Raw genomic sequence first — 16,614 nt, forward strand, 5'->3', positions numbered from 1 at the left:
CGGCAAGCAAAAGACTATGAATTTCATAGAGTAATATCATTTAGTTTGATACATTTGGGTTTTATCCACCTTAAACGTTCTAACCAAATGAAATTTGAGACCTTGCAGCTTCATGCCGGACAACAGCCCGACCCAGTTACCAATTCACGGGCCGTGCCTTTGTACCAAACCACTTCCTATGTGTTCAACAATGCCGAGCATGCTGCTAACCTGTTCGCACTGAAAGAGTTTGGCAACATATATTCCCGCATTATGAACCCGACCAACGACGTTTTCGAGAAACGCGTGGCGGCATTGGAAGGCGGCGTAGCTGCATTGGCAACCGGTTCGGGGCATTCGGCGCAGTTTCTGGCGATTAACAACATCACGACCGTCGGCGATAACTTCGTAACCACTTCCTTCCTCTATGGCGGTTCTTACAACCAGTTTAAAAACTCCTTTAAAAACATCGGCGTAGAAGCGCGTTTTGCGGATGGCGACGATGTGAGCAGCTTCGAGAAGCTCATCGACGACAGAACGAAGTTCATTTACCTCGAAACAATTGGTAACCCGAGCTATTCCGTACCCGATTTTGAGGCATTCTCGTCGCTTGCAAAGAAATACGACCTCCCGTTGATAGTCGATAACACGTTCGGGGCGGCAGGCGCCATTTTTCAGCCTATTAAGCATGGCGCGCACGTGGTCGTACAGTCGGCCACGAAATGGATCGGCGGCCATGGTACTTCTATTGGCGGGGTGATCGTCGATTCGGGTACGTACAACTGGGGTAATGGCAAATTCCCGCAGTTTACCGAGCCTTCGCCGAGCTACCACGGGCTTGTCCTGAACGACGTTTTCGGTATCGGCGGACCGTTCGGCAATATCCAGTTCATCATCCGCGCCCGCGTGGAAGGCCTGCGCGACTGGGGTCCGTCACTGTCGCCATTCAACTCGTTCCTGTTCCTGCAAGGGCTTGAAACACTGTCGCTAAGAGTAGAGCGCATTGCCGAAAACGCATTAAAACTCGCGCAATGGCTTGAAAAACACCCGAAAGTGGAAAGCGTAAACTACATCGGTCTGGAAGGTAATAAATACCACCAGTTGGCTAAAAAGTACCTCACGCGCGGTTTTGGAGGGGTATTGTCATTCTCGCTGAAAGGCGACAAGAAGACGGCGGAACATTTTGTCGACAACCTGCAATTGATCAGCAACCTGGCCAACGTGGGCGACGCGAAGACGCTCATCATCCACCCGGCATCCACCACGCATTCACAACTATCTGACGAAGAGCAACTTTCAGCTGGCGTACTGCCTACTCAACTGCGCATTTCCGTAGGTATCGAGCATATCGACGATATCATCGCGGATGTAGAGCAGGCGATTGGGGCGTAAAAGTAACGAAGTCATTGGGTCAGGTTTAGTCAGATGTTGTCAGGTATTGTCATAAAAACATGAATTTTAGACTCTATCCTAACAATATCTGACTAAACTTGACAACATCTGACAATACCTGACCTGATTACATCAAGCAAAGTTCCGCCTCCCTACCGGTCAATCCCTTCCAGCGCGAACATAAACGCGAATTGCAGCGCGATTTCCTTCAAGTAATCGAACCGTCCGGACGCGCCGCCGTGACCGGCTTCCATATTCGTTTTGAGCAGCAGCACATTGTGGTCCGTTTTGTGCTTTCGCAGGCGTGCTACCCATTTGGCAGGCTCGAAGTACTGCACCTGGCTATCGTGCAAGCCGGTGGTAATGAGCATATTCGGATAGGCCTTCTTCTCCACGTTGTCGTACGGCGAATAGGACTTCATATAGTCATATGACTCCTTGTTTTTAGGATTGCCCCATTCATCAAACTCATTGGTAGTCAGCGGAATGCTTTCGTCCAGCATGGTTGTTACCACATCTACGAACGGCACGTCGGCGATAATACCACGCCACAGGTCGGGACGCATATTACTAATCGCGCCCATGAGCAGGCCGCCCGCACTACCACCTTCGGCGAACAAATGCGCGGACGATGTGAATTTCTCCTTGATCAAAAAGTCGGCGCAATCGATGAAATCGTTGAATGTGTTCTTTTTCTTGAACATTTTACCATCCTCGTACCATTGCCGACCCATTTCCTGCCCACCGCGTATGTGTGCGAGCGCGTATATGAACCCGCGGTCGAGCAGGCTCAGGCGCGTGCTGCTGAACGCGGCGTCCATGCTGTTGCCATAAGAACCGTATGCATAGAGCAAAAGCGGCGTTTCGGCGCTCTTCGGCGTACCTTTTTTATACACTACCGAAATAGGCACCTTTACACCATCGCGCACGGTCGCATACAAACGTTCCGTCACATATTCCTCCGGATTATAGCCTCCCACCACTTCCTGGCGCTTTTTCAGCTCCTTGTCGCGGGTTTCCATGTCGTAATCGTACACGGAGCTCGGCGTCGTCAGCGAAGTGTAAATGTAGCGCAGCGTCGAGCTGTTGTATTCCGGGTTAGAGCCGGCATAAGCGGTGTAGGCAGGCTCACCGAAATCCACATAATGCTCCTTATGGGTATTGATGTTCCGGATACGAAGCTGCAAAAGGCCGTTTTTACGCTCTGTAATCACCAGGTGATCCTTAAAAACGTCGATGCCTTCGAGCAGCACATCCGCGCGGTTGGGGATTACTTCTTTCCAGTTTTCGACACCGGTTTTAGTTACCGGCGTTTCCATCAACCTGAAATTCAATGCATCCTTATTAGTCACGATCAGGAATTTATCCCCCTGATGATCAACATCATACAATACATCCTTCATTCGCGGTTGGAACACCTCGAACTTGCCTTCCGGCTTATCCGCATCGAGGATCAGGTATTCCGACGACATTGTGGCCGACGAAGCGATCACTATGTACTTCTCCGACTTGGTCTTCCCTACCCCTATATAATTGCTTTTGTCCTTCTCGTTATAGACAACGACATCCTTTTTGGAATCCGCTCCAAGTGTATGGCGTTTGATCTTCTCGCTCAGGAGCGTTTTCGGGTTTGTTGCTGTGTAAAAAAGCGTTTTGTTATCATTTCCCCATTCCGAGCCGCCGCTTGCCGGATAAATCTTGTCGGCAAAATGCTCCCCTGTTTCCAGGTTTTTGATGTGAATGGTGTACTGCCGTCTCGAAACGGTGTCGACCCCGTATGCCAGCAGCTTGTTGTCGGGGCTTACATTAAAACCGACTGCCGAATAGTAGGGATGCCCTTCCGCCATTTTATCGACGTCGAGCAGGATCTCTTCGGCGGCTTCGAGAGAGCCTTTCTTGCGGCAATATTTGAAATACTGCTCTCCCTCCTCGCTGCGGGTGTAATACCAATACCCATTGCTGAAAACCGGTACCGACTCGTCCTTTTCTTTGATCCGTCCCTTCATCTCCGAAAACAACGCTTCCTGAAACTTCGCCGTACCCGCCATCATCGTGTCGGTGTAGGCATTCTCGGCTTTGAGGTATTCTACGACCTTGTCGCTATCGGGGCCTTCCCGAAAGAAGTCGCCCATCCAGTAGTATTCGTCATTTCGTTTGTCGCCATGCATGCCGGTTTCATGGTCTTTCATTGCTGCAACGGGAGGTGTGGCTCCCGGCCATTGATATGCTTGTTTCACGGGTTTATTTTGGTTACACGAAAAAATGATAACAGCTAAAAGTAAGGTTTTTTTTCTCATATGCGGGATCGGGTTATGAATGACTGGTTATCAAGTAATTACAAAACCAACTTATCGCCAAGTTAGTATCATTAGTATAATACTTTTAATATGATTATATTTTTAATAAGTACTTATCTTTCTATTCTTTCTATACTAAATAAATCTTAATAGTATTATACTTGTTAAACTTTAAGTAATTATTTTAAATATGAAACTAATATTACTTTTAATAAGCGTATAATCAATTAAAGTACTTATCTTTTAATACTTTTTATATGTAAAATAAATACCATATATATCTAACTTTCAATACATCTATCTGACTTTCATCCGAATAAATAGTATCATTCATTTAAATTGTATAAAACATTTAATTCATACCAACAGTAATCTCCTTTCTATACTTCTCCGGCAAATCCACAAAAAACCGCCGGCAAACCCCTTCTGTCGCCGTAGTTGCATTATATTTGAGTTTCGATCATAAACTTACCTCATGGAAAAACCCGTTCACAAGCTATTCCTTCTGGACGCTATGGCCTTGATTTACAGGGCGCATTTCGCATTCATCAAGGCGCCGCGCATCACTTCAAAAGGACTGAATACCAGCGCCGTTTTCGGCTTCACCAACACACTGCTCGAAGTACTGCAAAAAGAGAAACCAACCCACATCGGTGTTGCATTCGACACCGCCGCGCCTACTTTCCGCCATGTGCAGTTTGAGGCATACAAGGCGCAGCGCGAGGCCCAGCCGGAGGACATTACCGTGGCTATTCCTCTTGTGAAGCGCCTCCTGAAAGGTATGTGCATCCCGATTCTCGAACTGGACGGGTACGAGGCCGACGACATCATCGGTACCATTGCCAAAGAAGCATCGCGGGAGGGTTTCGAGGTTTTCATGATGACACCCGACAAGGATTACGGGCAATTGGTCGAACAATATGTACACATTTACAAGCCCGCGTTCCTCGGCAAAGGCGCCGAAGTGCTGGGCGTTCAGGAAATACTCGACCGCTGGCAAATCCAGCGCATCGACCAGGTAATCGACATTCTCGGTTTGATGGGTGACGCGGTCGACAATATCCCCGGGATTCCGGGTGTGGGCGAAAAAACAGCCCAGAAACTCATTCAGGAATACGACACGATCGAAAATCTGATCACACACGCCGATGAAATTAAGGGAAAACTTGGAGAAAAAGTACGGGAGAATTTCGATAAGGCTATTCTGAGCAAGCAACTTGCGACGATCGATTGCAAGGTGCCCGTGCCGTTCGACGCCGAAGACCTGACCATCTGTGCACCCAATGCGGAACTGATTGCCGAGCTTTTCGACGAGCTGGAATTCAAAACGCTTAAAACCCGCATACTGGGCGGTTCGGGCGGTGCTCCTGCTCCAACCACACGACCAGGTGGAACGCCTGCTCCACAGCCACGCAAGGCCCCTGCCAAGGGCCAGCTCGACATTTTCGGCAATCCCACCGAAGAAATCGGCCAGCAGCCGGCGGTGGTCAGCGGAGATCTGGCCGATGGTGAACTCACCGAAGACACCGGGGAAATCCATATTCCAACCTCCAAAAGGACTATCGACAATACATTCCACCGGTACCACACGGTAGACACCCCGGAGCTCATGACGAGCCTGGCGCACTACCTGGGCATACAGGAGGCTTTCTGCTTCGATACCGAAACCACATCGCTCGACACCACCGATGCGGAGCTGGTAGGACTGTCGTTCTCTTACCTCGCCGGTGAGGCTTTTTACATTCCCGTGCCTGCGGATCAGGTCAAAGCACAGGAAATCGTTGAGCATTTCCGCGGTGTTTTCGAGAATGAAAACATTGAAAAAATCGGCCAGAACATCAAATACGACTTGCTGGTGCTGAAAAACTACGGTATCGACGTCCGCGGCAAGCTGAGCGACACCATGCTGGCTCATTACCTGCTCCAACCGGATAAGCGTCACGGAATGGACATCCTGGCCGCTTCCTACCTGAACTACGAACCGGTATCGATCACCGAACTGATCGGTAAAAAAGGCGGAAAACAGGGCAATATGCGCGATGTGGCGATCCCCGAAATCACCCAATATGCCGGAGAAGATGCCGACATTACCTTCCAGCTCAACGCGATTTTCAGTAAAGAACTGCCGAAAGTTAATGCGGCGAAACTCTTCCATGAAGTGGAAATGCCGCTGACGAAAGTGCTGGCGTCCATGGAAAACACCGGCGTAAGGCTCGATATCAATGCATTGAAGGAGATGTCGGCGGTGCTGGAATCCGATCTCCGCCTAACCGAATCGGAGATTTACGAGGCCGCAGGACAGTCGTTCAATATCAGCTCACCGAAGCAGCTTGGCGAGGTCCTCTTCGAGAAAATGAAGCTGATCGATAAGCCGAAAAAGACTAAAACGGGACAATATGCAACGGGCGAAGAAATCCTTTCCGATCTCGAAGCGAACCACCTCATTGCCCGTAAAATACTGGATTACCGCGAGTTGCAGAAACTCAAATCGACCTATGTGGATGCATTACCGACCATGGTAAGCAGCCGCACGGGCCGCATTCATACCTCTTACAACCAGGCTGTTGCGGCCACAGGGCGTTTGAGCTCCACCAATCCGAACCTGCAAAACATCCCGATCCGTACGCCGCGCGGGCGTGAAATCCGCAAGGCGTTTGTGCCGGATAATGATGATTTCCAGATTCTTTCCGCGGATTACTCGCAGATCGAGCTCCGCATTATGGCAGCATTCAGTGGCGACGCGAGTATGACCGAGGCATTCAACCAGGGCCGCGATATCCACGCGACCACGGCGAGCAAAGTGTTTGCAGTACCATTGGAAGAAGTGACCTCGGATATGCGCCGGAAGTCCAAAATGGTCAATTTCGGTATCATTTACGGCATTTCGGCATTCGGCCTCGCGCAGCGCCTGGGCATTCCACGCGGGGAAGCGAGCGAGATCATTCGTGCCTATTTCGAGGAATTCCCGGCGGTGAAGGGTTATATGGACAAAGTTGTGAACGATGCCCGCGAGCGTGAATATGTGGAAACAATCCTCGGCCGCCGCCGGTACCTGCCGGATATCAATTCCCGCAACCAGACCAACCGCGGTTATGCCGAACGAAACGCGATCAACGCCCCGATCCAGGGCTCTGCGGCCGATATGATCAAGGTCGCGATGATCAACATCCATGATTTTATGGCACAGGAAAAGCTCAAATCACGCATGATTCTGCAAGTGCATGACGAATTGGTTTTCGACGCGCATTACAGCGAAATCGATCTGTTGAAAGAAAAAGTAGATGAGCTAATGCGAAATGCGATCCCTATGGCGGTGAGAATGGAAACGGGTATTGGGGTCGGCGCTAATTGGTTGGAAGCGCATTGATTTTTATGGAAGGGGTTAGTCAGGTGTTGTCAAGTTTAGTCAAGAGTAGTCAAGTGTAGTCAGGTATTGTTTGAGAATGTATGACAACAACTGACTACTCTTGACTACAACTGGCAACACCTGACTACTCTTGACCACAACTGACAACACCTGACCACTCTTGACTAAACCCGACGCTAGTTATTTAGCCACCCAAGTCCGGGTATTCAAATCGTCGGTCCCCTGCCGTTTCACGGCTTCTTCGCGGTTGGTTCCGTTCAGCGATTGCTCCGATAGCGGGTAAATGAAGCGTACCGGTACGCGGTTCTGGTTCAGGTTATCAGGGCCGGGTTTGATCTCCGGCATGCCTGTGCGGCGCCAGTCGAACCATGCTTCCAGGCCATTGAAATAGTAGGCAACCCATTTTTGCAGTGCAATTTTACCCAGTTTCTCCGCGCTCGTACCCGTGTAAGCCACAGCAGCTTGCGTAAAATAAGACGGGTCAGGCGTGACGTTAATGCCATACGACGATGGTACCACACTTTTCCAGTACTCGAAATTGCTCTGGATGCCTTTGGTATAGTAACCTTCCGCAGTGCCGGTGGTAATCCAGCCTTTTTCGCGGGCCTCTGCAAGGATGAACTGCAACTCCGAGTAGTTCATGATGATTCCGCGCGGCGCAGAAGGATCTGGTGCCGCTTGCCCCGGATCATTGCACACGAGGCACGCGAACGTGTAACCCACGCGCGAGACGCCCTGCGGGCCGCCATTGTAGTTCAACGCGGGCACGTCGCCTAATCCGTTAGGCACCCCTTCAATCACCGGTTTTCCGGCCGTTACGGACGATTGTGAAGGCCGACCGAACACCGTCAGACGCGGGTCCTTCAACGCCGTCAGGCGGTCGCTGAGCGTCTTGCTCACGCGGAACTCGTCGAATGAACCCACACGTGCTCCGTAGAGCGTCCATTGGTTCGGCGCCGCAGCAAGGTATTTCAACTCCGCATTGTCCTGTATTCCTTCAAAAATCGGGTTTTTCGCAGGATCGGCGAGGATGGCCTGCATATCGGCCTTCACGTCCTTCTGCTTTGAAATACGCATCAGGTAACGCAGGCGCAGCGAGTTCGCGAGTTTTCGCCATTTGATCAGCGAAGCAGTACCGCCTCCGAAAAGAATGTCGCCTGACACCGCCGTCGAGCTGTTGGCGAGGATATCGTTGGCGGCTTTAAGATCGGCCAGCACGCCTGCGTAAACGCTCTCCTGCGTGTCGTATTTGGGCAAATACACCCCGTCGGTTTTGCCTTTCGTCGCCTCTGTGTAAGGAATATCGCCGTAAGCATCGGTAGCCAGCGCGAACATCCAGGATTTCAGGATCAGCGCGATGCCCTTGTAAGCATTGGCGTCGTCGGTACCGACCTGGTCCAGGATGTTTTTTACATTGCGCATATTGCCGTAAACATTGTCCCAGATGCTGTTTTGCTGGCCCCACAGGTAACGGTCTTCGTTCACGAACTGGATTTTGGCGTGGTGCTGTACCACGATGTTCCCAATGCCCCAGGCGTCGTTCACCTGGCTGTTCACCATGTTGCGGATCACACCGGCCAGAAGCAGGTCGGGCGTGACGTCGTTCGGCACGTTGTTATTGGTATTTACTTCCTCAAAGTCGTTGGTACATGCCCCCGCCGACAAGGTCAGCGCTGCCATGATATATATCGGGATAAGCTTTTTCATTGTTTTCCAATTGAAATTTTACAGTTTGAAACTTACATTGAAACCATAGCTGCGGCTTGAAGGGATCGACATGTATTCGATACCCGGCAATGCCGTTCCGCCGTTGTAAGCCATTGTTTCAGGATCCACGTGGGGCACATCCGACCATAATGCGAGGTTACGCGCCACGAATGAAACCGTGATGTTTTTGAGCGGCGAACGGCCCAGCAAACGGTTCGGGATCGAATAGCCCAGCTGCACCTCGCGCAGTTTCACGAACGATGCGTCGTACATCACGCCTTCGGCGATATTCCGGCCGCCGGTGAAGGCAGTATGCCATGCGCGGGCAGTCAGTTTCACATCATTCTTGCTGAAAGTTCCATCCGCATTCTGTACCACGCCGTCGCCGATTACGCCGTTACCCGGTTTGCTCAGGTCGTAGCCATCCGCACGGCCTTCGAGGGTTTCTTTGATGATACCCCCTTCACGACCAACCACTTGTGTTTCAGAGAAAATCTTTCCTCCGTGACGAATATCAAACAGGAAGCTGAATTTCACATTCTTGTAACTGAACTGATTGGAAATACCTGCAAGCCAGTCGGGATTGTAGTTACCCATTTTCTGAACATTGGTAGTAGGTACCGGGCGGCCGTCTTTGTAAACGATCTGACCTACGTTCTGGCCGGTCGCATCATAATAAGGCAAGGAAGCGCTGGTGTTTTGAACGCGCGCAAATGCGATCCCGTACATATCCCCCATGCGCTCGCCCACGCGTGCCTCGATGCTCACGCCCTTGCTCGCCATCACGAAGTTGGTGATGCCGTCGGACAGTTCGAGCACTTTGCTGCGGTTGGCCGAGAAGTTGACCCCGATATTCCATTTGAAATCGTTGATTTCCACCGGAGTAACGTTCAGCATGGTTTCAAAACCCCAGTTTTTGATCTCACCCGCATTGAAGAAACGGCCATTATAGCCCGTTGTCGACGAAAGCGGGATTTGCAGGATCTGGTTTTTGGTTTTGCTTTGATAATAGGTAAAATCCAGGCCGACGCGGTTCTTGAAGAAACGAAGGTCCGCACCGACTTCATAAGCCGTACTGATTTCCGGTTTCAGGTTGAGGTTAGCCAAACGATCGGTTTCACCGTAAATCTGCGAGCTTCCGAAAGGCGTGCTCGGGTTAAATGCCTGCGTAAATGTGAACGGATCGGTATCATTACCTACCTGTGCAAAGCTGGCGCGGGCTTTCGCAAACGAAATTACCTCAGGAAGCTTCACCATATCGCTCACCACGGCGCTCAGCGCCACCGATGGGTAGAAGTATGAGTTATTTTCGGTACCGAACGCCTTCAACGCCGTAGGGAGCGTTAATGCGCTACTCCAGTCGTTGCGGGCGGTGATGTCCAGGAACAGGTAATTGCGGAACGACACGGACGCCGAACCGTACAAGCTGTTGATGCGCTTGCCTACCTTGCTCTGCGAGGCTACCAGCGCAATGCGCGAGTTGGTCAGGTTATAAATGCCCGGCAGGTTCAACTGGCCTGCATTTTCCTCGTCATAAATCGAGCTCTGGCGGTTTTGGTTACCACCGAACGTGGCCGACACGTTGAAATCCTTGCTGATATCCTTGTTGAACGACAAGAGGAAATCGCTGTTACGTTCCTCCGTATTCACTTTCACCTCGCGGTACTGGCCAAACGGGAAACGCTGCGTACTGAATGCGCGGCGGTATTCGCGGCGCTCGTTACCCCAGTCGGTTGCCGTGCGCACTTGCAGGCTCAGCCAGTCCGTGAAGTCGTATTTCAGGATCACGTTACCGATAATGCGGTTCACGTCCTGGCCGTTGGTGTTTTCGTAAACCGTCAGGTACGGGTTATCATGGTAGTTGTAGTTCCACCCAAACTGACGGCGGCCTTCCAGACCGTTCATCCATAAACGTTCCATATCCGAAACCTTCACCGAGCGCGGCAGCCAGCAGTTGAACAAATACATAATGCTCTCCGTACCATAACTGATCGACGGGCGGTTGCCGCTCGCACTTTTGATATAGCTTACAAATGTCTTGGCCGAAAACTTCTTCGTCAGGTTGTAACCCGCACTCAATGAGACCGTATGGCGTTTCAGATCCGTATTAGGCACGATACCCGTCTGATCCAGATTGGTATACGACAAGCGGAAGCTCCCCTGGTCGTTGTTCCCGATCAACGCGATGTTGTTGGTTAGCGTGCGGCCTGTACGGAGGAAGTTTTTCAAACCATCCACATCTGGTAACCAGGGCGTTGGCGTAATGACGCTTCCGGCAGGGGCATTCAGGTCACCGCCGAGGTAAGGAATTGCCTGCCCGTTCAGCGTACGCGGCGAATTGTACTGCGGGTAACTCTGGCCTTTGAACTCAGGTCCCCAGCCTTCGTCGGTACCATCCGTGAGACCACCGCCGGCTCCGTTCACGAATGCAAAATCGCCGCCGTTACCGTTGCCCTGGCCGTATTTGTTTTGATATTCAGGCAGTTTCAATGCACGCTCGAAAGTGGTATTGCTATTCACTTCCACACCGATGCCTTTGTTGCCCTTGCCTGATTTGGTGGTAATGAGGATCACCCCATTCGCAGCTCTTGAACCGTAAAGCGCCGCGGCCGCAGGTCCTTTCAGTACGCTCATCGTTTCCACGTCGTCGGGGTTGATGAAGCTCGCGCCATTTCCGAAATCGACTTCGAGGTTACCCTGCCCCGAACCGCCGGTGATGGAGTTGCTGATAGGCACCCCGTCGATCACGTACAGCGGCTGGTTTTTGTTCAAATCCACCGACCGCTCACCCCGGATCGTCACACGAGCGGAGCCGCCGATACCCGACGGGCTACCTACGACTGTCACACCGGCCACTTTACCGGCCAACTGGTTCACAATGTTGGTCTCACGCGCCGTCACAATGCTTTCGCCTTTCAGCTCCTGCACCGCGTAGCCGAGTTTACGAACGTCCTTTTTGATACCCAAAGCCGTTACAACCACCTCCTGTAACTGCTTCTGATCTGTAAAAAGTACAACATCGGCGACGGAGCGGCCATTGACGGTAACATCATGCGATACATAGCCGAGGAACGAGAATGTCAATACCGAATTCGCTCCCTTGACGCTGATCTGGTACTTTCCGTTCGAATCCGTTACCGTGCCGTTGTTGGTCCCTTTTTCGATCACACTCACACCGGCCAGGGGCAGCTTGTCATCGTCGGAGGTCACCTGCCCGGTAACGACCGACTGAGCGACACCCGCGTGGCAATAGAGCAGCCCCGTGAGCATCAGCCCGGTGTACGCGCTTCTTCTGAAAATACTCAGCCGGAAGCATAAGTAGAATTTTTTGATCATGAGCACTTAGGTTGTTTTAGGTGAGAAAAGAATGCAAGAGGCAAGAATCCGCCTTAGAAAACGCAAAAATCCGGTTAAATACAGTCTGTTATGTTAAGTATTTATTAACATAACATCAACAAATCCAGCGGCTTGGGTTACATCCCTGATAGCCGGTACTGAGTACTGATCAATGCTTGGAAATCTCACTAATTATCACTCCTGTCGAACCTGCCACACAAACGCCGCGATCGCGCGCCCACATCGTGCCCCTTTAAATTTACAAAATCGGATTTATAAAAATAGCAACCATGCTTTACCTTACCGAACTGTTCCTAAGCATTTTACGGAACCGAGGCTTTTGAAACAATCCTAAGTGCGGTAATTCTGAAATAATACAGGTAAATCTCCGGAGAGGACTATTTCTGTCCGCATTTCTCTGCCCCACACACCCTCGCGCTCATGAAACCGATTGCAACCCTGGCGGCTATACGTGGGACAATGCATATTCATCCTTGTTAAACTTTTGAACAACGCTATCAGGAGCCTTTCCTTTGTCCAAAAAACCTTCAAAAAATTCATACTATTTCCGGATATAATCGAAAAAAAAATACCGAACTTCGCTTTTTAATTGTAAACAATACACTTAATCGATTCCAATGCATCAATTGTTTCAGAAAGTCTCCCTGCTGTTCCTGGCTTGTCCGGGGATGGTAATGGGCCAGACAGCGAAGGGAAACTATTCACTACTTCCCCTCAAAGACCTCAGCGCATTTGAGAGCGCCGCCCCCAACTGGTCGATACAAGGAGGCATTTCCATTCACCCTTCCGGTACTGCAAAGCCTAAAACGCTGGCCGGCGACGGCGTGCTGGTCGGAAATGCCGGCACCGTGCTGACCACCAAACTGAAAGCAAGCGACCTGCGGCTCTACATTGAATTCAACGTTTCGCCGGGAGCCGAGGGAAATATCGTCCTGCCAGGCGGACAGAAGGTGAAGATTTCCGACAGCAGCAAACAAAAAACAGCGGACGCATCGACATCCGGCTACATCGGCCAGTTTCCAACCCAGAACGCAGCCAAGTCGGCAGGGCTCTGGCAGACGCTCGAAGTCTCCTATGATGCGTCTGTACAACATATTCCTAACTCCGCCCGCCTGAATACCCTTTCGCTCAACGGCGTTACCGTGCTCGAAACGGTTTATCTTCCTAATTCCAAAGCAGCCGCCGACGGCCAGCCCATCGCATTCGAAGTTACCAAAGGCAGTATCGCGTTCCGCAACGTGGGTTACCAACTCCTTGCTAATCGTAAGCCACTGACCATCAATAATCTGAACTACAAAGTATACGCCGACAAATGGGATGCCAAAGAATATAGCAAGCTCGATCATGAAGGCCAGTCGCCCGTGCTAACGCAGGAAGTGACCAACGGCATGCGCGAATTTCACCTCGTATACGAAGGCGACATCGACGTAACTGAGGGTGGTGATTACATTTTTACAACTATTTACTCAGGCCCTGTTCTTTCAGTGGATATCGACGGCAAAAGCGTGGTAACGTCCGGCGAAGCGACATCACAGGAAACCCACACAGGCGCCATCACCCTCACACAAGGCAAACACAAGTTCAAGATCCACTATTCACGCTTCCCGTGGCGCCAGCCTGCATTAGGGTTGCGCGTGGAGAAATCGGGCGTGCGTCCTTACGACCTGCATACGCTCTCGTCCCTCCCCGAGCCTGAGCCAAAACCATACATCAGCGTAACGCCCGAAATGCGTCCCGAAATGGTGCGCTCGTTCATTCAGCTAGAAGGTGAAAAATCGAAACGCACGCATTGTATCTCGGTAGGAAGCCCCGACGGCTGGAATTACACCGTTGATTTGAACCGTGGCGCGCTCGTACAAGCATGGCGCGGACAGTTTGCCGACGTAACCGAAATGTGGTACGAACGCGGCGAGCCGCAACTCCTCTTCCCAGCCGGTTTGAAAGTTCACGTTTCGGGTCGAAGCAGCGTGGCTTTACTCGATAATGCCAATGCGGCATGGCCGGATTCTTCCAATATCAATTTCCTGGGTTATAAAATCGATCAGAAAGGTTATCCTGTGTTTCGCTACGCGATCGGCTCGGCGACTGTAAGCGACGAACTGGTTTCGGGCGGCAACAGCCTCTCACGCACGTTCCGCGTAGACGGGGCGCCCGCGGGACAGTTATACTCGCTGCTCGCGAGCGGAAAGCAGATTACCGAAATAGAAAAAGGACTTTACCAGATCGACGACCGCTTCTTTGTGCAGGTCGATAAAAAAGCCAAAGCGGTAGTGCGCCCGGCTGGCGAAGTGAAGGAGCTGATCCTTCCCGTTTCCAACGCCACGAGCTATTCAATGTTTTGGTAAAAACCTCATTATCTGATTTGTATCGATGAAAAATATTTTTTTAACTACCCTGATTACCGTCGGCTGCACCAGTGCATTTGCGCAGTCGAAGCCCAGTAAAATCGACGATTACTACCGCATTATCACCATTCCCATTCCTGAAAACATCAAAATGGAAATCGGCGGTATGCAGGTGCTGCCCGACGGCCGCCTTGCCACATCCACCCGCCGCGGCGAGGTTTGGATGATCGGCAATCCATATCTGAAAGGCGACGGCAAGCCCTCGTTCCACCGTTTCGCATCGGGTCTGCACGAGCCGCTGGGATTATATTACCGCGGCAAAGACTTCCTCGTATCGCAACGCGGCGAGGTTACCCGCCTCGAAGACACCGACAACGATGGCGTAGCGGATGTTTACGATTCGTTCTCGCGCTGGCCACTGTCCGGCAACTACCACCAATACTCCTACGGCCCCGTGCCGATGCCGAACGGTGAAATGCTCGTTACGCTCAACCTCGACTGGGTAGGGCGCGGCGCAAGCCAGTCGAAATGGCGTGGATGGATGTTGAAACTGGGCCAGGACGGCAAGCTGACGCCCTGGGCAACGGGTTTGCGCTCCCCTTCCGGCTTCGGCTCGTATAAAGGCGATATTTTCTATACCGAAAACCAGGGCGACTGGGTAGGCTCCGGCCGCATGACGCACCTTGAAAAAGGCGATTTCGCGGGTAACCCGGCAGGTCTGCGTTGGAGCAAAGAGGAAGGATCGCCTGTGAAACTGACTCCCGAAGACGTTCCGAGCACCGGCGAACCGCTTTATGACGTTGCCAAGAAGGTACCCGGCCTGAAACCACCGGCTGTCTGGTTCCCGCATACATTGGTGGGTATTTCCACCTCGGATTTCAAAGAAGACGTCACCAACGGCGCATTCGGGCCGTTTGCGGGGCAAATGTTCGTGGGCGACCAGGGGCATAGCATCATTACCCGTGTGGACCTCGAAAAAGTGAATGGCGTGTGGCAGGGAGCCGTTTTCCCTTTCCGTGAAGGATTCATGTCGGGGATCCTGCGCCTGGAATGGGGCCTGGACGGTTCGATGTTCGTAGGCCAGACGAGCCGCGGGTGGTCGGCCACAGGTAAGGAAGAATTTGGTATTCAAAGACTTGTGTGGACCGGCAAAATGCCTTTCGAAATGAAAACGGTACGCTCTACACCGGACGGTTTTGAAATCACCTTCACCAGCCCGGTTGACAAAAAAGCGGCAGCGGACCAGGATTCGTACAAAATGAACAGCTTCACCTACCGCTACCACCGCACCTACGGCAGCCCGATTATCAATACGGAGGAAGTGCCCATCAAAGGCATTATCGTGTCGGAAGACGGCCTCCGGGTACGTCTGGTGGTTGATCCTGCCTCTTTGCGCAAAGGTTACATTCACGAAATCAAAACCGAAGGTGTAAAATCACCGGACGGCAACAACCTGCTCCATACCACGGCCTATTACACGCTGAACGAGATCGCTGGCGGCCAAGCTGCCAATCCTTCACAGTTCACCACCACCGTGAAGGCAGCGAGTGCAGCTGCAATGGATCACAGCGCCCACACCATGCCTGCGACTGAAACAGCCGCCAGCACATCGGCATCGGCCAAGCGTGTGACTGAAATGCCCGCCAGCTGGACCAACGGGCCGGATCAGGTCGTAACTATCGGTACAGTACCGGGTTTGAAATTCGATATTTCGGAAATTCAGGTGAAGGCGGGAAGCAAAATCAAAGTCGTGTTCAACAACAACGACGATATGCTGCATAACCTCGTCATTACCAAGCCGGGAGCTGCGAATGCAGTGGGTGAAGCGGGTCTGAACCTTGGTCTGAAAGGGTCAGAACTGAACTATGTTCCCAAAACCAGTGATGTCCTTTTCCATACCAATATCGTGGAGCCCGAAAAATCGGAAGCGATTTATTTCACAGCTCCGAAACAGGCCGGCACCTACCAATATGTCTGCACTTTCCCAGGCCATTATTCGCTGATGCAGGGGAAACTGAAAGTTGTTAAATAGCCAACCCGGTTGGCCTTCCGGCGGGGCGGCGTTTCGTCGCCCCGCCTTTGATTCCCCCTGACATTTTCGAAACTGAATAATTACCATCATTTCACAAGGAGAATGCTACTATTGGCCGCTTTGATTGGTATAATTCAC

Annotated in this window: 7 protein-coding genes; 4 read left to right on the forward strand and 3 right to left on the reverse strand. The window is 51.6% G+C overall.

Annotation, left to right across the window (positions count from 1 at the left end; translation table 11 throughout):
• The first annotated feature begins 87 nt into the window (after window positions 1-87).
• Window positions 88-1,371: an O-acetylhomoserine aminocarboxypropyltransferase/cysteine synthase family protein gene (locus CLV60_RS25375; RefSeq protein WP_106598201.1), complete on the forward strand. Its 1,284-nt coding sequence runs from the start codon at window positions 88-90 to the stop codon at window positions 1,369-1,371.
• Between the two features lie 152 nt (window positions 1,372-1,523).
• Here the strand turns inward: CLV60_RS25375 and CLV60_RS25380 are convergent, their stop codons facing one another.
• Window positions 1,524-3,560, reverse strand: a complete 2,037-nt coding sequence (locus CLV60_RS25380) for a S9 family peptidase (RefSeq protein WP_262510573.1) — start codon at window positions 3,558-3,560, stop codon at window positions 1,524-1,526.
• 583 nt (window positions 3,561-4,143) lie between these two features.
• Here CLV60_RS25380 and polA point away from each other — a divergent pair.
• Window positions 4,144-7,035: a DNA polymerase I gene (gene polA, locus CLV60_RS25385; RefSeq protein ID WP_106598203.1), complete on the forward strand. Its 2,892-nt coding sequence runs from the start codon at window positions 4,144-4,146 to the stop codon at window positions 7,033-7,035.
• Window positions 7,036-7,215: 180 nt separating this feature from the next.
• On the opposite strand, the gene CLV60_RS25390 is transcribed toward polA, so the two are convergent.
• A complete protein-coding gene (locus CLV60_RS25390) occupies window positions 7,216-8,742 on the reverse strand; it encodes a SusD/RagB family nutrient-binding outer membrane lipoprotein (protein WP_106598204.1) in 1,527 nt (508 codons plus the stop codon).
• An 18-nt stretch (window positions 8,743-8,760) separates the two neighbouring features.
• On the reverse strand, window positions 8,761-12,078 hold the full coding sequence (locus tag CLV60_RS25395) for a SusC/RagA family TonB-linked outer membrane protein (RefSeq protein WP_106598205.1): 3,318 nt from the start codon (window positions 12,076-12,078) through the stop codon (window positions 8,761-8,763).
• Between the two features lie 638 nt (window positions 12,079-12,716).
• Here CLV60_RS25395 and CLV60_RS25400 point away from each other — a divergent pair.
• Window positions 12,717-14,444, forward strand: a complete 1,728-nt coding sequence (locus tag CLV60_RS25400) for a 3-keto-alpha-glucoside-1,2-lyase-like domain-containing protein (RefSeq protein WP_106598206.1) — start codon at window positions 12,717-12,719, stop codon at window positions 14,442-14,444.
• Between the two features lie 25 nt (window positions 14,445-14,469).
• Window positions 14,470-16,476, forward strand: a complete 2,007-nt coding sequence (locus CLV60_RS25405; protein ID WP_106598207.1) for a plastocyanin/azurin family copper-binding protein — start codon at window positions 14,470-14,472, stop codon at window positions 16,474-16,476.
• Window positions 16,477-16,614 lie beyond the last annotated feature (138 nt).

This window comes from Dyadobacter jiangsuensis (genome assembly GCF_003014695.1).
Taxonomy (GTDB): Bacteria; Bacteroidota; Bacteroidia; order Cytophagales; family Spirosomataceae; genus Dyadobacter; species Dyadobacter jiangsuensis.

Bases quoted from the DNA above. Each gene is read 5' to 3' on its own strand.
- CLV60_RS25375 (WP_106598201.1), top strand. From the start codon at position 88: ATGAAATTTGAGACCTTGCAGCTTCATGCCGGACAACAGCCCGACCCA.
- CLV60_RS25380 (WP_262510573.1), bottom strand. From the start codon at position 3,560: ATGAAAGACCATGAAACCGGCATGCATGGCGACAAACGAAATGACGAA.
- polA (WP_106598203.1), top strand. From the start codon at position 4,144: ATGGAAAAACCCGTTCACAAGCTATTCCTTCTGGACGCTATGGCCTTG.
- CLV60_RS25390 (WP_106598204.1), bottom strand. From the start codon at position 8,742: ATGAAAAAGCTTATCCCGATATATATCATGGCAGCGCTGACCTTGTCG.
- CLV60_RS25395 (WP_106598205.1), bottom strand. From the start codon at position 12,078: ATGATCAAAAAATTCTACTTATGCTTCCGGCTGAGTATTTTCAGAAGA.
- CLV60_RS25400 (WP_106598206.1), top strand. From the start codon at position 12,717: ATGCATCAATTGTTTCAGAAAGTCTCCCTGCTGTTCCTGGCTTGTCCG.
- CLV60_RS25405 (WP_106598207.1), top strand. From the start codon at position 14,470: ATGAAAAATATTTTTTTAACTACCCTGATTACCGTCGGCTGCACCAGT.